We start from the raw sequence: 18,958 nt of genomic DNA, 5'->3' as shown, positions 1-18,958 counted from the left end.
ACTGCCTAGCCTGATCGCATGGCAGACAATTCATCCTCTCTCACAATAGCCCATGTCACCCGTCGTGAGGACTATCGGCCGCCGGACTGGCTGGTGCCTGAAATCGCGCTGGATTTCGACCTGGATGCCGCGTCCACGCGCGTCCATGCGACATTGTCGGTCACGCGGAACGGCGATCACGACCAGCCGCTGAAATTGGATGGCGACGGCCTCCTGCCGCTTGAAATCAGGGTCGACGGCGCGGTTCTTGCGACCAACCAGTGGTCCATGGAGGGCGGGACGCTGGTCATCGCACTTTCCGGTCCCTCCCATATCGTTGAAACGTTCGTGGAGATCGCCCCCCAGGACAACAGCAAGCTGATGGGGCTTTACGCCAGCGGCGGCCTGCTTTGCACCCAATGTGAGGCCGAGGGTTTCCGGCGCATCACCTTCTTTCCTGATCGGCCCGACATTCTGTCGCGCTATTCGGTGCGAATGGCGGCGGACAAGACGCTCTATCCGGTTCTGCTCGCCAATGGCGATCCGGTGGAGCAGGGGGAACTGCCCGATGGCCGGCACTGGGCCCGCTGGAACGATCCCTTTCCAAAGCCCTGCTACCTGTTCGCGCTGGTCGCGGGCGACCTGGCCTGCAATTCCGACCATTTCATCACGATGAGCGGGCGGGAAGTGCGGCTGGGCATCTGGGTCAGGGAAGCCGACCTGCCCCGCACCGCCCATGCCATGCAGGCGCTCAAGAACAGCATGGCATGGGACGAGCGGGTCTATGGCCGGGAATATGATCTGGACGTGTTCAACATCGTCGCCGTAGCCGATTTCAACTTCGGCGCGATGGAGAACAAGGGCCTCAACATCTTCAATTCGCGTTACATATTGGCCGATCCGGAAACCGCGACCGACATCGACTATGATGGTGTGGAAGGCGTTGTGGCGCATGAATATTTCCACAACTGGTCGGGCAATCGCGTCACGTGCCGCGACTGGTTCCAGCTCAGCCTGAAGGAAGGCTTCACCGTCTTTCGCGACCAGAATTTCTCCGCCGACATGGGGTCGCATGCGGTCAAGCGGATCGAGGACGTCCGTATCCTGCGCGCCGCGCAGTTCCAGGAGGACAGCGGACCGCTCGCCCATCCGGTTCGGCCAGAATCCTACATGGAAATCAGCAACTTCTACACTGCGACCATCTACAACAAGGGCGCGGAACTGATCCGCATGATGGCGCTGATGCTGGGGCCGGAGCGTTTTCGTGCCGGAACCGACCTCTACTTCAACCGGCATGACGGGGAAGCCGCAACCTGCGAGGATTTCGTCCTGGCTATGGAGGAGGGGGGTGAGATCGACCTCAGCCAGTTCCGCCTCTGGTATCAGCAGGCCGGCACGCCGCATGTCCGCGCCTTGCTCCACCATGATCCCGCTGCCCAGACCGTAACCTTGCTACTCGAACAAACGGTTCCACCGACTCCAGGGCAGCCCGAAAAGCGGCCCATGGCCATCCCTCTCCGCACCGCCCTTTTCGACCCGGAAACCGGCCGGAACCGGGGTGACGAGCTGCTGATGCTGAGGGAGACGCGCCAGAGCTTCACTTTCGAGGGCTGGACGACAGCGCCGATCCTGTCCATCAATCGCGGCTTTTCCGCGCCGGTCATTGTCGAAACCAACCGCAGCCAGGCCGATCTTGCCTTCCTGTCTGCTCATGACGACGATCCCTTCGCCCGGTACGAGGCCATGCAGCAACTGATGGTCAATGTGCTGGTCGGCCGCATTGGCGGGCAGGCGGTCGATGAAGAGGCGGTGATCGCCGCGATCCGCAACACCGCCGACGACCCGCTGCTGGACCCAGCCTTCGTCGCGGAGGCGATCCGCCTCCCAAGCGAAGCCTATCTGGGCGACCAGATGGCGGTGGTCGATCCCGACGCGATCCACGTCGCGCGCGATGCGCTGCAAAGGCGCATAGGTACCGAACTGGAGCCGCTCTGGCGCGACATTCACGCCAGGACCAAGGCCAATGCCTTCGCCCTGTCGTCAACCGCCAAGGGCGCGAGGAAGCTGCGTAACACGGCTCTTCTCTATCTGGCGGCTTCCGGTGCGACGGATGGTCCGGCTGTCGCCTTCGGCCAGTTCAGCGAGGCCGACAACATGACCGAACGGCAGGCGGCGCTCGCGACATTGGCGAACGGCACCAGCGCGGAACGGGAAGCAGCGCTCGACATCTTCTACAACCGCTACCGCGACGATGCGCTGACGCTCGACAAATGGTTCCAGACGCAGGCCTTCGCCTTCCATCCGGACACGGTCGACCTGGTCGAGGAACTGGGCAGGCACAGGGACTTCACCCTGACCAATCCCAACCGGGTAAGGGCGCTTTATGGTGCCTTCGCGGGCAACCAATGGGCCTTTCACCACCGTTCGGGCAAGGGCTACCGCTTGATCGCGGACTGCATCATCGCGCTCGACAAGCTCAATCCACAGACCGCCGCGCGCCTGGTGCCGCCGCTGGGGCGCTGGAAGCGCTTCGATGAAGGACGTTCGGCGCTCATGCGGGCGGAATTGCAGCGTATCCTGCTCCAACCCGGCCTCTCAAAGGACGTGACGGAACAGGTCAGCAAGAGCCTGGAGTAACGGAGATCCCTACCGCCCCGAAGCCTCCAGCCAGGCCGCGACATCGGCTGCGACCTTGTTGGCGGCGGCATTGAGGGGCGCTCCGACGCTGTTCGCGTCTATCTTGCCCCCGACCGGGGCCGTTGCGGTGAAGCGCTGCTTGGCGATGGCCGTGCCACCCGGTCCGGTCAGCATGGCGTCATAGGTCACGACCGCGCTGTTGCTCGCCTCATCCACGCCGAAATCGACCAGTTCGCCCATCAATCGCTGCCCGGCATCGGCGGAATATTGGCCGGGGTCGAGCACGATGCGATTGCTCGTCGCGGCGATGGTCTCGGCCAGCAGCTTCTGGAACAGATGGCGCGGCGTGTCGGCCCATTGCACCTTGGTCACATAGGCGACCGACGTAGGCGAGGTGATCACCGGAACACGCACCGTGTCCAGCATCTTGGGCGCTTCGGGATCGGCCACGGTGATGGCCGCGGCCGAAGACGCGCTGCGCAGCGTACCCGGCGCCACCTTCTGGGCGGCGTTCAGCGACAGCAGCCGCTCCGGCGGCTTGCCGCCGAAGGACACGCAACCGGCCAGCATGAGAGCACCGAGGGCCACCGGCATCAGGCCAAGTTTCCTGTGAAACATCATCATGTCCCTCTTATCGCTTGTAATCGGGCAATTTGGGCGATCCGACGATCGATCCCGCACCCTGCTGATCCAGTTTTTCGGCCACGCCCCGGAAGGAGCGCGACATTTCGCGCAGATCGCGAACGAGCTGGTTCACCTCCGGCATGGTCTGATTGCTGAAGGCGCGAACGCCCGGCTGCGCCTCTGCAATGGTCTTGTCGAGTGTGTCGATGCTGTGCGTCGCGGACTGGATGCTCTTGCGCAGGTCCGCCAGCAGCGGGCGGCCCTCATCATTCACCATGGCGTCAGTAGAAGCGGCCAGCTTGCCGATCTGCTCGGCCGCTATACCGGTGCGCTGCACGGCAATCCGGGCTTCGGCAAGGGTCGCCGCGATTTCCGGGCTGCGATCAGCCAGCGAGCCGGAAATCCGCTCCACATTGGCCAGGATGCTGGCGATCGATTGCTGGTTCTTGTCGTTCAGCAATTCCGTCAGCCGCTCGGTCAGGGTCGATAGCCGCTCGAGCAATTGCGGCGCATTGTTGAGCAGTTCGCCGAGCGCTCCCGGCTTGGTCGGGATCACCGGCACGCCGTCGGGGCAGGAGGCGAGGGGGTTTTCTGCCGGGCAGGTGATCGGCCGCGCGCCCTTGACCGCACCGTCCAGCACGATTTCCGACACGCCGGTAAAGCCCACCCCGGCAATGGTCGCGGTCGTCCCCTGCAGGACCGGCGTCCCTTCCTTCACCGAAATGCGCACCTTCACGAAGCCGGGATCACGCTTCCACAGTTCGATCTTCTCCACCTGTCCGGAGGGGACGCCGGAATAATTGACGCTCGATCCCTTTGCGAGGCCGTTCACCGACTGTTTGAAGAAGATGTCATATTCCATATTGTCGCCCTGGGAGAGGCGCGAGAACCAGAAAGCCGCGATCATGATCGCCGCCAGCAACAGCAGCGTGACCGTGCCCACCAGCACATGGTTGGAGCGGGTTTCCATATCCTATCGCCTCTTGTCCTTTTCGCGGGCAACCGCCGCCGTCGCGGCGCGCCCGCGCGGGCCGTTGAAATATTCCTGGATCCACGGGTGATCGGTGGCCAGCAGTTCGTCGATGGTGCCGACCGCCGTCACCTTCCTGTCGGCCAGCACCGCTACCCGGTCGCAGATCGAATAGAGCGTGTCGAGATCATGGGTAATGAGGAAGACCGTAAGTCCCAGCGTCTGCTGCAATTTTCGCGTCTGATTGTCGAACGCCGCGGCGCCGATCGGGTCCAGCCCGGCGGTGGGTTCGTCGAGGAACAGCAGATCCGGGTCCAGCGCCAGGGCTCGGGCCAGACCCGCGCGCTTCTTCATGCCACCCGATAGCTCGGCGGGATATTTGGGGCCGGCCTCAGCCGGCAGGCCGGTCATGCGAATCTTGTAGGCGGCAATCTCGTCCCGGAGCGTTGCACCGATATTCGGATAATATTCGCGAATCGGCACCTCGACATTTTCCGCCACGGTCAGCGTGGAGAACAGCGCGCCACCCTGAAAAAGCACGCCCCAGCGCTTGCGGATGGCCAGGGCTTCGTCATCCAGCCGACCGATCATGGATTCGCCGAAAACATGCACCTCGCCCTCGTCAGGCGTCTGGAGGCCGATGATGGATCGCATCAACACCGACTTACCCGTGCCCGATCCGCCGACCACGCCCAATATCTCGCCCTTGCGCACGTCGAGGTTCAGCCCCTCATGCACGACCTGATCGCCGAAGCTGTTGCGGAGATTGCGGACCGATATGGCGATGTCGTCACGCTCCAGCGCCTTTTCGACCCGCTCTTCTTCCGCGCTTATCGCTTCTTCGGGCGTCATCAGTTCCAGCCTACCCAGGTGAAGAAGACAGCGAAGAAGGAGTCGAGAACGATGACGAGGAAGATCGCCTGTACCACTGCCGCTGTCGTGCGCAGACCCACTTCCTCGGCATTGCCCTTTACCTGCATGCCCTGGAAACAGCCCGCCAGCGCGATGATGACCCCGAAGACGGGCGCCTTGATCAGGCCCACCCACAGGTCATGGATCGGCACCACCTCCCGCAGGCGCTGGACAAAGGTGATGGGCGGAATGTCGAGCGACACCGCACAGAGGAAGCCGCCGCCGATGATGGCGACGATGGACGAATAGAAACCCAGAAGCGGCATCATCACCACGACGGCCAGGGTCCGCGGCAGCACCAGCGCCTCCATGGGCGACACGCCGATGGTCCGCATGGCGTCCACTTCCTCGGTGAGCTTCATCGTCCCCAATTGCGCGGCGAAGGCTGAGCCGGAACGGCCCGCGACCATGATCGCCGTCATCAGCACGCCGAGTTCGCGGAAGGTGAGGCGGCCGACCAGGTTGATCGTCAGCATCTCCATGCCGAACTGGCGAAGCTGTACCGAGCCCTGCTGGGCAATGACGATGCCGATCAGGAAGCTCATGAGGCCGATGATGCCCAGCGCCGAGACGCCGACCACCTCGAAACGCTGGACCACCGCATTGATGCGGAAGCGTCTGGGATGACGGATGACGTTCCAGGTCGCGACCAGCGTGCCGCCGAAAAAGCCGAGCAGGCCGAGCAGGGTGCTGCCGGCATTGACCACAGCCTCACCGATCTGGCCCACGACCCGCTGCCAGGGCGGCACATAATCCGGTCGGATGTTTACCGGCTCGTCGACGCGGCCGACCGCCGCGATCAGCCTTTCCGCATCGCACCTGTCGCCTGTGATCCTGCAGTTCCAGCGCTTGATCGTGCGGTACAATATCCAGGCGCCGATCGTGTCCATATGCTCCACGTCGGACAGGTCGATGATGTCGACCGGCCCCTCCACGGCATCCAGCCGCTCGGGCAGATGGTGAAGACAGGCAATGGACAGATTGCCCGAAAGCCGAATGACCGTCTCGCCGTCGCGGACTTCCTGGGCAAGATCAGCGGCTTTGTTCATCAAGGCGGAGATGTGGTCCATTATCGGTTGCACGGCAAGCCGAAACGGCCCATCCGCACGGTCAAACGAAGGGACGCCCTAAAAAGTTTCGGACATGGCATGACGCACAGGCTTGCAATCTACGATATGGACCGGACGGTGACGTTCAGCGGCACCTATACCGGCTTTCTGCTTCATGTCGCCAAACGCATGGCGCCTTGGCGTCTGGCCTTGTTTCCAGCCGTGATCCTGCTGATGCTGGCCTATGTTCTGAAACTGATCACGCGTCAGCGACTGAAGGAACTGAATCAGGCGCTGATGATCGGCCCCAATGTCGAGCGTGCCCGGCTGATGCCCCATGTGGAAAGCTATGCGGCGAAGGTGATCGCGCATAATGTCCGTGCCGGTGCCCTGGCGCAGATCGCGAAGGACAGGGCGGATGGGTATCGGCTGGTGCTGGCCACGGCCTCCTATCGCCTTTATGTCGAACCGATCGCCCGCAGGCTGGGGTTCGACGCGGTGATCGCGACCGATCATCTGAGCCAGGATCTGCGCTATGTCCGCGCCAGGATCGCAGGCGAGAATTGCTATGACACGGGCAAGCTGCGGATGATCAAGGCGTGGATGGCAGCCGAGGCGATCGACCGCACGCAGGCGCATATCCGCGCCTATTCCGATCACGTCTCCGATGCGCCGATGCTGGAGTTCGCTGACTTGGCCATCGCCTCCAACCCTCATAAGCCGCTGGCGAAACTGGCGGCGGAACGGGGGTGGAAGCGGGTGGACTGGGCATAAGGGAAACCACGGGCGCCGCGATTATCGCTGCGCCTCCAGGACGGGTGAAACCAGCGGCTCCCCCGAAAAAAGCGCGGCAAGGTTCGCCAGCAGCAAATCCGTCATGCGTCCGACCGCCTCGCGGGTAGCGCCGCCCATATGCGGCGTCAGCACGACATTGGGCAATTCGGCCCAGCGCGCTGCCGGCGTGGGCTCTCTCTCGAACACGTCCAGCGCTGCCCCGCCAAGCCGTCCATCGCCCAGCGCCGCGATCAACGCATCCTCGTCCACCAACTGTCCCCGCGCGACATTCACCAGCAGCCCGTGCGGCCCCAATGCATCCATCACGCCCGCATCGATCATCCCGCGATTTTCCTCCGTCGCCCTGGCGGTGATCACCATGACGTCACTGTCGCGAGCGAGCACCTTCAGGTTCTCCGCCCTTGGCCAGGGCAGTTGCGGCTTTTCCCGCGGGCCCCACCAACCCACGTGCATACGCAACAGGTCGGCTCGCTCTGCCAGGGCGATGCCGATGCTGCCCATGCCGACGATCCCGATCCGCGCGCCCCCCATCGATCGGGTGAGCCTCTTCGTCCCCGCCGTCCATTGACCCGAACGCACCTGCCGGTCGCCCGCCAGTATCTGCCGCCTGTGCGCAAGGATCAGGCCCAGGGCATGATCCGCCACATCGGCCGCATTGGCGTCCGCCCCGTGGGTGACGGCCACGCCTCGCGCCCGCGCCCAATCAAGGTCGACCCCGTCATAGCCCACGGTGAAGCAGGCAATCAGCCGCAGCGCCGCCATCTGCTCCAGCATCGCGGGGTCAAGCCGGTATTCACCCGCCGTCACCAGCACTTCGGCTTCCGCCAGCCGCGCCCGCCCGCTCTCCTCCCACAGGGCCAAGGCCTCATAGCGGGGGGAAAGCGCATCCAGCAGCGGCGCCAACAGCGGCTGCCCCACCAGGATCAACGGCGTGGCCGTCATCCGCCGATCCCCTCCACCGCCCGCAAAGCCTGCGCGAAATCCGCGATCAGGTCGTCCGCATCCTCGCAGCCTATGGAGATGCGCACCATATTGTCACCAATCCCCAGCGCCTTCTTCCTTTCGGCGGGCACGGAGAGATGCGTCATGGCCGCCGGATGACTGGCCAGCGTTTCGGTTCCGCCCAGGCTGACGGCGAGCTTCGCGATCTTGAGCGCATCCAGGAAAGCAAAGGCCTCCGCCTCGCCCCCTTTCAGATAGAGCGAGAAGGTCGATCCCGCTCCCGTGCAGTGCCGGCGATAAATGTCCGCCTGCCGTTCCGTTTCGGGGAAGCCGAGATAGACGACCTTCTCCACCTGGGGCTGGTCCTTCAGCCAGGCGCAGACCTTCGCCGCATTCTCGCCCGCCCGGCCCATGCGCAGTTCCAGCGTCTCAAGGCTGCGCAGCAACATCCAGGCCGAATGCGGGTCCAGGATCGTGCCGATGGTGTTCCGCATCAACCGGATCATATTGATCAGCGCATTGGACCCCAGCACGCCGCCGGCGACCAGATCGCTATGCCCGCCCGCATATTTGGTGAGGCTGTAGATGACGAGATCGGCACCATGGCTCAGCGGATGCAGCCAGAGCGGCCCCAGAAATGTGTTGTCGATGGCGATGGGCGGGCGATATTCTTCGCCTGCGAAGGAAAAGTCGCGCCGCGCAACTACCGCCTCCAGATCGACGAGAACATTGGTCGGGTTGGCCGGACTTTCCAGATAGATCAGCGCCACGCGGCCCAACGCCCTGGCCCTCTCGATCACCGCGCCGATCTCCTCCTCCGTCGCGCCCGCCGGAAAGTCCAGCCACTGCACGCCGAATTTGCCGAGGATGCGGCCGATCAGCGATTCGGTCGCGGCATAGAGCGGTGCGGAATGCACGATCACATCGCCCGGCTGCACCAGCGCAAGCAGGGTGGTCGCGATCGCGGACATGCCGCTGGAAAACAGCAGGGCATCCTCCGCCTCTTCCCAGACCGACAGTCGGTCCTCGGCGATTTCCTGGTTCGGCCCGTTAAAGCGCGAATAGACGAGACCCTCGGCGCCACCGGGTCGGATTCCCGTTACACCTTCAAAATGCCGCTTGCCGGCCGCCGCGCTTTCGAAAGCGAAGGTGGACGTCAGGAAGATCGGCGGCTTCAGCGAGCCCTCGGACAGGGTCGGATCATAGCCATGGCCCATCATCAAGGTTGCGGGCTTCAGTTTGCGACCCTCGATCTCCATGATCGGTTGCTTGGGTCGGCGGCGGTTATGGGTAGGTTCCGCCCCAGTGAGGTCGGCTTCGGTTTCGCCGGTCATCGATGATCTCCTGCATGTCTGCGGCATCTGCTGCGCCGCTGTGATGAGGAGGAGTGTAACGCCTTTCGGGGGTGGGGAGCCAGAGCCGATTTGTTAGATTATTTCATGGAACCAAACTTAAATTACGGGCCACATGGTGCTCGGCAAAGGGGGAGCAGGGGAGCGTTCACGGCAAGGCCGCGTTGAACGGGATGACGTTCCTGTGTTCCCATCCTACATGTTCCTCATGAACCAACGCCTGTCCGAACCGCTGGAGCGATGGTTCGCCGCACGAGGGTGGACGCCCCGCCGCCACCAGCTCGACATGCTGACTGCGGCCCGATCCGGCGCTCACGCGCTGCTGGTGGCGCCTACCGGCGCGGGCAAGACGCTGGCCGGTTTCCTGCCGACCCTTTCCGACCTAATCGAGAATCCGACGGAGGGTCTCCATACCCTCTATGTCTCGCCGCTCAAGGCATTGGCGGTGGATGTGCGCCGCAATCTCCTGACGCCCATAGAGGAGATGGGCCTGCCAATCCGCGTGGAGACCCGCACGGGCGACACGCCGTCCGACCGCAAGGCACGCCAGCGCGCCCGCCCGCCGCAGATCCTGCTCACCACGCCGGAGTCGCTTTCGCTGCTGCTGAGCTATCCCGACAGCTTCCTCATGTTCGCGAACCTGAAGACGGTAATCATCGATGAGGTTCACGCCTTCGCCACCCAGAAGCGGGGTGACATCCTCAATCTTTCCCTCTCCCGCCTCCAGAGCATCAATCCCGGCCTTCGCCGCGTCGCGCTGTCCGCCACCGTCGCGGATGTCGATGCCTATCGGGCCTGGCTGGCGCCCGATGGCGATATTGGCACCGTCACCCCGGTCATGGGCGAAGCGGGCGCCGACCCCCATGTCACCATCCTCATTCCCGAAGGACGCATTCCCTGGTCCGGTCATTCCGGCAAATATGCCGCACGGCAGGTGATGGAAGAGATCGAGCGCCGCGCCACGACATTGGTCTTCTGCAACACTCGCGGCCTGGCGGAACTGATCTTCCAGGAACTCTGGTCGGTGAACGAGGCGAACCTGCCCATCGCCATTCATCATGGCAGCCTTTCCATCGAGGCGCGGCGCAAGGTGGAGGCAGCGATGGCAGCCGGCAAGCTGCGCGCGCTCGTCGCCACGGCCTCGCTCGATCTGGGCGTCGATTGGGGCAATGTGGATTGTGTCATCCAGATGGGCGCGCCGAAGGGCAGTTCGCGCCTGCTCCAGCGCATCGGCCGGGCCAATCACCGTCTCGACATGGCGTCGGAAGCCATACTCATTCCCGGTAACCGCTTCGAATATCTGGAAGCCCGCGCCGCTCTGGATGCGGTGGAGTCGGGCGAACGAGACGCCGATGATTTTCGTCCGGGCAGCCTCGATGTCCTTGCCCAGCATGTGATGGGCCTTGCCTGCGCCGCGCCGTTCCGCGCGGAAGAGTTGCTGGCGGAAGTGCGATCGGCCACGCCCTATAGTGCGTTAACGGACGAAGCCTTCGCCAATGTCCTTCATTTTATCGAGGGCGGCGGCTATGCCCTGCGCGCCTATGACCGCTTCAAGCGGCTGACACTCGGTCCCGACGGCCTGTGGCGCGTCTCCCATCCCCGCTTCATCCAGCAGCACCGCCTCAACGCCGGCATCATCGTCGACCAGCCCGCGCTGGCCGTCCGCTTCGCCAATGGACGCAAGCTCGGCACGGTGGAGGAGGGGTTTGCCGCCGCCCTGAGCCCCGGCGACTGCTTCTTCTTTTCCGGGACGGCGCTGGAGGTGGTGCGCATGGACAGCGCCGACCTTATCGTCCGCGCCACGTCGAAGCGGGCGCGAATCCCCAGTTGGGGCGGCACCCGCATGGCCATGTCCACACGACTGGCCGACCGGGTGCGCCACTTCCTGGCCGAACCGGGCCAATGGTCGCGCTTTCCTGACGATGTGCGCGAATGGCTGGAAGTTCAGAAATATCGCTCTGCCTTGCCGGAACCGGGACAATTGCTGGTCGAGACCTTCCCGCATGAGGGCCGCCACTATCTGGTCTGCTACAGTTTCGAGGGCTGGAACGCGCACCAGTCGCTGGGCATGCTGCTGACGCGCCGCATGGATGCGCAAGGTTTGATGCCCATGGGCTTCGTCTCCAACGACTATGCGCTCGCCGTCTATGGGTTGAAGCCGATCACGGATCCGCAAAGCCTGTTTTCAGCCGACATCCTCGATCATGAATTCATCGAGTGGGTGGAACAATCCAGCCTGCTCAAGCGCGCCTTTCGGGACGTGGCCGTCATTGCCGGCCTGATCGAACGCCAGCACCCCGGCAAGCGCAAGACGGGGCGGCAGGTCACTTTCTCGACCGACCTCATCTACGACGTGCTGCGCAAATACCAGCCCGACCATCTGCTGTTGAAGGCCGCTTGGGCCGATGCGCGGGCGCGGATGACCGATGTGGGCCGATTGGGCGACCTGATCGACCGCGCTTCGGCCACCATGCTGCATATCGATCTCGACCGGGTAAGCCCGCTTGCTGTCCCGGTGCTGATCCTCATCGGACGCGAGCAGGTCGCGCAGCATGAGGTGGAGGACGCCCTGCTGATCGAAGCGGAAGCATTGGTGGCGGAGGCGATGCGTACGGACTGAAGGGACGAAGATCCCCGGTCACGACTGCATTCCTCCATTGGCTTGAGTGCGCCTTCACGGTTGTCAAAGCGACAGGCCGTCGATCGCCGCCCAGCCGGATGCACCGATGCCCGTCAACATCCCTTGATGTGCCGCGCGCACTCCACCCAGGGCGACCACCGGCATGGGGGCCAGTCGGGCCAGAGCCGCGAATCCCTTTCGCCCCAATATGGGTGAGCCGGGGTGGGAGCGCGTCGGGAAAAGTGGCGAGAGAAGGACGAAATCCGCCGAAAAATGCGCCGCTTGCACCATCTCCCGCCGGTCATGCACCGGTCTGCTGTGGAGCAGCGGCTTTGCCGCCCGGCGCCGGTCACGTCCATGCCAGCCATCGGCGTCCCAGGCCTGCGCCTGTATCGCCGTGCCGCCCAGCATCAGCACCAGTCGCCGGCTTCGGGCTATTTGGGCGATCCGGTCGAACAAGGCCCGGCGCCGTGATACGATGGTGCGATAGTGCCGGAATATGATCCCCGCCCGGCCCTTCGGCAGACGGGCGACAGCCGCCAGCAAGGCGGTCTCCTCAACCCGTTCGTCGGTCATCAACCAGATCATCGGCAGTTTTTTACGGTGGCGGCGCTGCATGGCCATCGCCTATAGCAGCCGCCATGACGACCGACAGCATTGAAGCCGCGGAACGGCTCGCCGCGAACCGATTGGCCGGGATAGGTGACGCCATGGGCCGAGCCGCCCGCCTTACCGGGCGCACCGCCGAGGACATCACCCTGATCGCCGTGTCCAAGACGCAGGCGGCAGACGCCATCCGCCCGCTGATCACGGCGGGCCAGCGGGTCTTCGGGGAAAATCGCGTGCAGGAAGCGGAAGGCAAATGGCCGGCGCTTTACGAAGAGCATGAAGGCCTTCAACTGCACCTGGTGGGTCAGCTTCAGTCAAACAAGGCGGCCGATGCCGTCGCGCTGTTCGACGTCATCCATTCGCTTGACCGGCCATCGCTGCTGACGGCGCTGGCCAAGGCCATGGATGCAGCGGACAAGCGCGTGCCCTGTTTCATCCAGGTCAATATCGGTGCGGAACCGCAAAAGGGCGGTTGTCCGATCACCGACGTACCGGCGCTGATCCGGCTGGCGCGTGAGGCGAACATTCCGCTGTTGGGACTGATGTGCGTGCCCCCCGCCGAGGGGGAGCCCGCGCCCTTTTTCGCCCTGCTCGCCAAGATGGCGCGGGAGGAAGGGCTGGAGCAGCTCTCCATGGGCATGTCGGGCGATTATGAAACCGCGATCATGCTGGGCGCAACGCACATCCGCATCGGCACAGCCCTGTTCGGGGAGCGCCCTGCCGCTCGCCCGACACCGGGGAGCGGCAGGGGCATGATCAGAAACTCCCGCGAAGGGTGACGCCATAGGTGCGGGGTTCGGCCAGATAGGCGGAGATCAACTGGTTCGCCATCGGTGCGCCCAGGGCGAACTGGCCCGTAGTCGAGGTGGACGGGCTGCTCGACTGGAGCGGGCTGCTGAAGGCGACCTGGGTATAATCCTGGTTGAAGATGTTCTGACCCCAGAATTCCACCGCCCAGCGCTGCTGCGGCCCACGAATGCCGACGCGGGCGTTGAATACCGCATAGCCGTCCTGCCGCTTTTCCGGGAACAGGTCGGACCCGGTGTTGAAGTCGCTGCTCATGCGCCCGTCGACGTAGAAGAGCGCCGACAGGCCGTTTGAGCCAAGCGGCGGCGTCCAGGACGCGCTGACCGTCGTCACCGCTTCAGGCGCCTGGGAGTTGATCGATCCCGGCAACAGGAACAGCGCCGGATCCAGGGGTACCGTTCCGTCGCCGCTGCCGACCAGTCGGTTGGCGAATTTGGCGCGGGCATAGGTGAATCCCCCCGACAGGCGCACGTTCCGTACCGGCGTAGCCGACAGTTCCAGCTCCACGCCCTGGCTGATCAGACCCGGCCCGACATCGCCGCTGGCGCAGGTCCGCGCCGCCGTCAACGCGCCATCGCAGCCATTGATGTTCTGCACGACGAAGCTGGTGCCGTTGAAGGTGTTCAACTGGAAATTCTTGAACTCCTGCCGGAAGGCGGCGATGTTCGCGCTCCATTTGGGCTGGCTATATTTCAGGCCCACTTCAAACGCATCGACCTTTTCGGCCGCGAAGCGCAGGCTGGTCACATCGGCGTTGGTGCGCGGCGCGAATACGGCCGGGACCGGATTCAGACCGGTCGATCCAAGCTGGAAGCGATCGAGATTATATCCGCCCGCCTTGTAGCCCTTGGAATAGCTGCCATAGACCAGCAGTTCGTCGATCGGCTTCCATGACAGGACAGCGGTGCCGGAAAACTCCCCATCGGTGATTTTGTCGTTGAGGTCGAGCGCGTTCAGCCCGGTGGAGCCGTTGCCCAGGCAGCCCAATGTCAAAATACCGCCCGCCAGCGTACCGGCCGAGGTGTTGCGAAGCAGCGGATTCGTGGCGATGCTCGACAGCCCGGAGGCCTGCAACGCCGCGCAGGTCGCATTATTATTGTTGAAATCGGCTGAGAAACGCTTGCTTTCATGGGTGTAGCGCAGACCCAGAGTCAGATCGAGCTGCTTGGTGATATGCACGATATTATGGGTGAACAGCGCCCAATTCTCGCTCTTCTGATGATAGAGCGAAGCGACATCCCCGGTCCCCGACGGAATCGCCGCCAAGGCCCGCAATCCATTGCCGAGACCGGTGGAAATGATGCTCGCCTGCGTCGCGCCCACCGCCGGAGTCAAACCTGCATTCAACTGCGCCTGCGTACCGCTAATCAGCGCCTGTGTCGCCAGGCCGCTGCCGCAAGCGCCGAGTTGCGCGGCGGTCAGGTTGCTGTTGACGCTCGCCCCCGCCATCAGACGGCAGGCCGCGAAACGCCCATAGTCCGCACCGAAGCGGATATTATCTTCCAGCGCCAGCTTCTCATGGGCGTAATAGCCGCCCACCAACCAGTCGAGCACCTCGCCAAAGGCAGATCCCTGCGCCCGCACTTCCTGGGTGAAGGTACGGAACTGGCGATAGGTGTTGGGATCGCGGTAGAGCAGGTCAGCCCCGCTATAGTCGTAATCGCCGTAATCCTGGCTCTTATAGTTGCGATAGGCGGTGATGCTGGTCAGCTTGGCGCCGCCCAGATCATAGTTGATCTCGCCCGAAATGCCCCAATCCTTGAGCTTGCTCACATAATCGCGGCCAGCCGTGATGTGGAGGTTGCGGTCATAGGGATCGACGGGGAATGTGCTGCCCTGTCCCGCCAATATAGCCGCGATCCGGTTGAAGGGTGCCGTGCTGTAGCCCCCTCCGGCAACCGGGCGGCGTTCCCGCGTTTCGATATAGGCCGCACCGCAGCAGCTTTCATCGCGATGGGTATAATCTCCGATCAGGCGGATGGAGAGCGCGTCATTCGGCTCGAACAATGCCTGCCCGCGCAGGAAATAACGATCGCGATCGTTGGTCTCGCCCACCTTGGCGCCGCTGGCGTTCACCAGGTCGTAGAAACCGTCCCGCTTCGACCACACCCCGTCCAGGCTCAGCGCCAACTGGTCGCTGACCGGCCCGGTGATGCGGCCCGCCAGCCGCCAATAGTCATAATTGCCATAGGTGATTTCAGCCTTGCCGGCGAGCTTGAACTCCGGCGCCTTGCTGATGATGTTGATGAGGCCGGCGGAGGCGTTGCGGCCGAACAGCGTGCCCTGCGGTCCGCGCAGCACCTCGACCCGTTCGATCTCGCCCAGTTCGTTGAGGCCGGCGCCGGTGCGCGATCGGTAGACGCCGTCGATGAACACCGCGACGGAGCTCTCCAGACCGGGATTGTCGCCGACCGTGCCAATGCCGCGGATGCGTGCCGAGGCGTTGGCCTCCGTCCCGGTGGAAGACAGCAGCAGCGAAGGAGCCAGTTGGTTGAGCGCGCGAATATCCGTCGCGCCGCTATTCTGCATCGCCTGCGCGGTCACCGCCGACACGGCGATCGGCACGTCGGACAGAGGACTGGCGCGCCGCGTCGCCGTGACGATGATGTTGACGCTTTCCGGATCGATCGCTGTTCCGCTGTCCTGCGCCCATGCGACCGGAACGCTGCTGCCCAATGCCATGGCACCGGCAGAAATCAGCCAAAGGCTCTTCTTCATGATGATGCTCCCTCTCCTTTGCCGCGCGGTTTGGCGCCGCGTCGAATTATGGTCGAACTATGCTGCCACAGCGGGGTGAAGGCAAGATATGCCTGATTTTCAGGGGCTTTTGCGCCAGATAGTGACCGGATTCTCATAGGCTGTAACGTAGAGGTCACAGCTTAAATTCCGGTTTCCGTAACGGCGGCCTATATTATGGGAAAGCGCAGCAGCCGGTCGGCGACCGGCACCAAGGCAGCTGCCTCCGATCCCATCACCCGCCGAATCGCGCCATGACTGGCATCCAGACCGCCGGTCAGCGCGCCCAGGGCAGGCAGAATCAATTTGGTCCGCGACCCGACGAAGCAGCGCCGCGACACATGGCGGCCCCGCACCGATAGGCGGAATTTGGGATGATAATGCCCTGATATCTCCGGCAGCGGGTCCGCCGGGTCCGCCTCATGCCGCAGCCAGATGCCGTCCACCTGCATATCCGCGCAACGCCTGCCGCCAGGCGTCTGCGCCATGCCGACATCGTGATTGCCCGTGATCCAGACCCAGTCGACCCTGTCCGTCAGCAGCGCCAATCTTGCCCGTACCGCGGGGTCAAGCCGCGCCGCCCCATCGGCGTCATGGAAACTGTCGCCCAGCGACCAGACAGCCCGTGCGCCGGTCCGTTCGACCAGCATCTCGATCATGTCGAGCGTGGCATGGCTGTCGTGCGGGGGCAGGAATTGCCCGAACCGCGCGAACCAGCTCGCCTTTTCGAAATGCAGGTCCGCTACCAGCAGGGCGGAGCGCGCCGGCCAGAAAAGCGCAGCCTCCGGCAATGCCAGAAAATCGTGACCCGCGAACGAAAGGGGAACCATAGCTTGCCTATGCGCCCTTGCCCCGCTGCTTTCAAGAGGGCGAGGAAGCGGCTATGGGCGCTGGCATGGAATCCGCTTTCACCATCGCTGCGCTTTACCGTTTCGCGTCCTTCGACGATCCGCAGGCGATTGCCCGCGATCTGCGCCTGCTCTGCGCAGAAATCGGTACCTGCGGCACGCTGATCGTCGCGGGAGAGGGGATCAATGGCACGGTGGCCGGCAATGAAGCTGCCATTGGAAGGCTGGTGACGCATATCCGTGCCTTGTCCGGCTGCGCCGATCTCGACGTGAAATATGCCCATAGCGATACAGCGCCCTTCGCCCGCATGAAGGTGAAGGTGAAGGCAGAGATCGTCACGATGGGCGCTGCCGATCTTGATCCGGCGCATCAGGCGGGCAAGCATCTCGATCCGGCGGCATGGAATGCCCTTATCGCCGATCCGGACACCGTCGTGATCGATACGCGCAACGGCTATGAAATATCGGTCGGCAGTTTCGAGCGCGCGATCGATCCGGGTACCCGCTCATTTCGCGATTTTCCCGCATGGTTCGACGATTTCGCCGAAAAGCTCCGCGAGCAGGGCCGAAAACCGCGCATCGCCATGTTCTGCACGGGCGGCATCAGATGCGAGAAATCGACCGCTCTGGTCCGCACGCGCGGCTTTGAGGAGGTCTATCACCTGCGCGGCGGCATATTGCGCTATCTGGAGGAAATGCCGGAAGAGGAAAGCCTGTGGCGCGGCGACTGCTATGTCTTCGATGAGCGGGTGGCGGTGGGCCATGGGCTGAAGGCAGGGGATTATGTCACCTGCCGCGCCTGCGGGCTGCCTCATGGTCGCGAGACTGCACATGATTGCCCGGCGGATGGGTCCGGGGTCTGGCCGCACCGGAACCAAGTGTAGAGGATCGGCCCGATGGTATTTCCATGGCCCTCGGCCAAGGTGGCGGTGAGATAGCGCTACTTCCTTCCCAGCGACTGTCACACGACGAAACGATGCAGCGCCGATCCATGGGTCCGCAGCCAGTTACGTGCCGGTCGGGGGTCTTCCCCCAGGATCCGCTGGTGCGCCGCGTGGAAGGCGGGGCTGTGGTCCATATGCAGCAGATGGGCCAGTTCATGCGCGACGGTGGCCCGCCGCACTCCCGGCGGACAAAGGATCAGCCGCCAGCTATAGCGGATCATTCCGCTGGAGGCACAGCTCGCCCAGCGGCTGCGCGGATCGCCAATGCCGACCGACGCCACGATCAGCCCATGGTCCCGCGCCATTTCATGGCTCTCGGTCTCCAGCACAGCCTTCGCCCGCATCTTCAGCCAGCGCAGGACACGCGGGCCCACCGATTCGGTCGCGCCACCAAGGAGCAGTCGATCCTCTTCCAGCCGGATCACGCGCGAGGCGCCCTCGACCCAGCAAATGCGCACCTCCCGCCCCTCCAGAGGAAAGGCGGCGCCGTCGCGGAGCATCACTTGCGCGGGTCTTCGCGCCATTTGCGAACGGACCCAGCCTTCATGTTCCTGCGCCCAGCCGAGAGCGCGCTTCAGATTGGCCCGGCTGGGCAGTGACAGCCTGAGTTCACCGCGCGCATGATCCAGCGACAATCGATAGGCCTTTGCCCGCGCCGAGCGGTGCACCCGCACGGGAACGGCCACGCCATCGACGATCAGGACCGCGTCAGAGCTCTCTGTCGACAAGATGATTTTCCCAATCGCCGACATCCGCTTCGGCGATCGTCCAGCCGCGCACGGATTCCCGCGCATGGTGCACCGCTTCCCGATCGCCGCAGATCAGATAATGCCATTGCGGCAGCGGCTTTCCCTCTCCACGCAGCCGATAGGCGCAGGTGCGGGGCAGCCAGCTTATCGTCTTCACCTTCGCCGGGGTCAATCGCACGCAATCGGGCACGAATTGGCGGCGGTCCTTATAGTTGGAGCATTGCCCGCTGTGCCGGTCCAGCAGGCGGCAAGCGACATTGGTGGGGTAGATATGGCCGCTATCCTCGTCCTCGACCTTGTGCAGGCAGCATTTGCCGCAACCATCGCACAGCGCTTCCCACTCGCCGCGATCCAGTTTGTCGAGGGGCTTTTCCCAGAAGTCCAA

At 63.7% G+C, this 18,958-nt stretch carries 16 protein-coding genes; 5 read left to right on the top strand and 11 right to left on the bottom strand.

The genetic code is table 11. The features are described 5' to 3' along the window. Positions 1–18: 18 nt before the first annotated feature. Positions 19–2,616 carry an aminopeptidase N gene (pepN, locus tag ACN9MX_RS11715; RefSeq protein ID WP_363827234.1) on the top strand — a complete coding sequence of 866 codons (2,598 nt, stop codon included), beginning with the start codon at positions 19–21 and terminating at the stop codon, positions 2,614–2,616. Between the two features lie 9 nt (positions 2,617–2,625). On the opposite strand, the gene ACN9MX_RS11710 is transcribed toward pepN, so the two are convergent. Genes ACN9MX_RS11710 through ACN9MX_RS11695 form a run of 4 tightly spaced genes read right to left on the bottom strand, consistent with a single transcriptional unit; the run spans position 2,626 to position 6,171 of the window. Continuing rightward, positions 2,626–3,240, bottom strand: coding sequence for an ABC-type transport auxiliary lipoprotein family protein (locus ACN9MX_RS11710; protein ID WP_426387033.1), 615 nt, complete (start codon positions 3,238–3,240; stop codon positions 2,626–2,628). A gap of 7 nt (positions 3,241–3,247) precedes the next feature. Then, positions 3,248–4,210 (bottom strand): MlaD family protein, encoded by a 963-nt coding sequence (locus tag ACN9MX_RS11705; RefSeq protein WP_363739739.1) that lies wholly within the window; start codon positions 4,208–4,210, stop codon positions 3,248–3,250. Positions 4,211–4,213: 3 nt separating this feature from the next. Beyond that, complete coding sequence (locus ACN9MX_RS11700; RefSeq protein WP_363739738.1) at positions 4,214–5,062, bottom strand: ABC transporter ATP-binding protein; 849 nt, start codon at positions 5,060–5,062, stop codon at positions 4,214–4,216. Beyond that, on the bottom strand, positions 5,062–6,171 hold the full coding sequence (locus ACN9MX_RS11695) for an MlaE family lipid ABC transporter permease subunit (RefSeq protein WP_363739796.1): 1,110 nt from the start codon (positions 6,169–6,171) through the stop codon (positions 5,062–5,064). The genes ACN9MX_RS11700 and ACN9MX_RS11695 overlap by 1 nt, the downstream gene beginning before the upstream one ends. A gap of 99 nt (positions 6,172–6,270) precedes the next feature. Between ACN9MX_RS11695 and ACN9MX_RS11690 the strand changes: the two genes are divergently transcribed. After that, entirely contained in the window at positions 6,271–6,945 is a 675-nt protein-coding gene (locus tag ACN9MX_RS11690) for an HAD family hydrolase (protein WP_363739736.1), read from the top strand. Between the two features lie 21 nt (positions 6,946–6,966). On the opposite strand, the gene ACN9MX_RS11685 is transcribed toward ACN9MX_RS11690, so the two are convergent. After that, complete coding sequence (locus ACN9MX_RS11685; protein ID WP_363827233.1) at positions 6,967–7,908, bottom strand: 2-hydroxyacid dehydrogenase; 942 nt, start codon at positions 7,906–7,908, stop codon at positions 6,967–6,969. Then, positions 7,905–9,242, bottom strand: coding sequence for a cystathionine gamma-synthase family protein (locus ACN9MX_RS11680; RefSeq protein ID WP_363739733.1), 1,338 nt, complete (start codon positions 9,240–9,242; stop codon positions 7,905–7,907). The genes ACN9MX_RS11685 and ACN9MX_RS11680 overlap by 4 nt, the downstream gene beginning before the upstream one ends. A gap of 226 nt (positions 9,243–9,468) precedes the next feature. Between ACN9MX_RS11680 and ACN9MX_RS11675 the strand changes: the two genes are divergently transcribed. Then, positions 9,469–11,880: a ligase-associated DNA damage response DEXH box helicase gene (locus ACN9MX_RS11675; protein WP_363827283.1), complete on the top strand. Its 2,412-nt coding sequence runs from the start codon at positions 9,469–9,471 to the stop codon at positions 11,878–11,880. A gap of 63 nt (positions 11,881–11,943) precedes the next feature. On the opposite strand, the gene ACN9MX_RS11670 is transcribed toward ACN9MX_RS11675, so the two are convergent. Further along, positions 11,944–12,504: a thiamine phosphate synthase gene (locus ACN9MX_RS11670; protein ID WP_363827227.1), complete on the bottom strand. Its 561-nt coding sequence runs from the start codon at positions 12,502–12,504 to the stop codon at positions 11,944–11,946. 17 nt (positions 12,505–12,521) lie between these two features. On the opposite strand from ACN9MX_RS11670, the gene ACN9MX_RS11665 reads away from it, so the two are divergent. Next, positions 12,522–13,268 carry a YggS family pyridoxal phosphate-dependent enzyme gene (locus ACN9MX_RS11665; protein WP_363827219.1) on the top strand — a complete coding sequence of 249 codons (747 nt, stop codon included), beginning with the start codon at positions 12,522–12,524 and terminating at the stop codon, positions 13,266–13,268. Here ACN9MX_RS11665 and ACN9MX_RS11660 read toward each other — a convergent pair. Further along, complete coding sequence (locus tag ACN9MX_RS11660) at positions 13,246–16,014, bottom strand: TonB-dependent receptor (protein WP_363827217.1); 2,769 nt, start codon at positions 16,012–16,014, stop codon at positions 13,246–13,248. The genes ACN9MX_RS11665 and ACN9MX_RS11660 overlap by 23 nt on opposite strands. A gap of 188 nt (positions 16,015–16,202) precedes the next feature. Further along, positions 16,203–16,862: a ligase-associated DNA damage response endonuclease PdeM gene (gene pdeM, locus ACN9MX_RS11655; RefSeq protein ID WP_363827215.1), complete on the bottom strand. Its 660-nt coding sequence runs from the start codon at positions 16,860–16,862 to the stop codon at positions 16,203–16,205. Positions 16,863–16,915: 53 nt separating this feature from the next. On the opposite strand from pdeM, the gene ACN9MX_RS11650 reads away from it, so the two are divergent. Beyond that, entirely contained in the window at positions 16,916–17,764 is an 849-nt protein-coding gene (locus ACN9MX_RS11650) for a rhodanese-related sulfurtransferase (RefSeq protein WP_363827212.1), read from the top strand. Positions 17,765–17,841: 77 nt separating this feature from the next. Here the strand turns inward: ACN9MX_RS11650 and ACN9MX_RS11645 are convergent, their stop codons facing one another. Together ACN9MX_RS11645 and ACN9MX_RS11640 are read right to left on the bottom strand one after the other, a co-directional pair. Then, positions 17,842–18,552 carry a M48 family metallopeptidase gene (locus ACN9MX_RS11645; protein ID WP_363827209.1) on the bottom strand — a complete coding sequence of 237 codons (711 nt, stop codon included), beginning with the start codon at positions 18,550–18,552 and terminating at the stop codon, positions 17,842–17,844. Then, positions 18,533–18,958, bottom strand: coding sequence for a YcgN family cysteine cluster protein (locus ACN9MX_RS11640; RefSeq protein ID WP_133654478.1), 426 nt, complete (start codon positions 18,956–18,958; stop codon positions 18,533–18,535). Before ACN9MX_RS11640 ends, ACN9MX_RS11645 begins: the two co-directional genes overlap by 20 nt.

This window comes from Sphingobium sp. R-21, assembly GCF_049913335.1.
GTDB lineage: Bacteria > Pseudomonadota > Alphaproteobacteria > Sphingomonadales > Sphingomonadaceae > Sphingobium.
The sequence above is the reverse complement of the archived record's forward strand: the minus strand, read 5'-3'. Positions and strand labels throughout refer to the sequence as shown.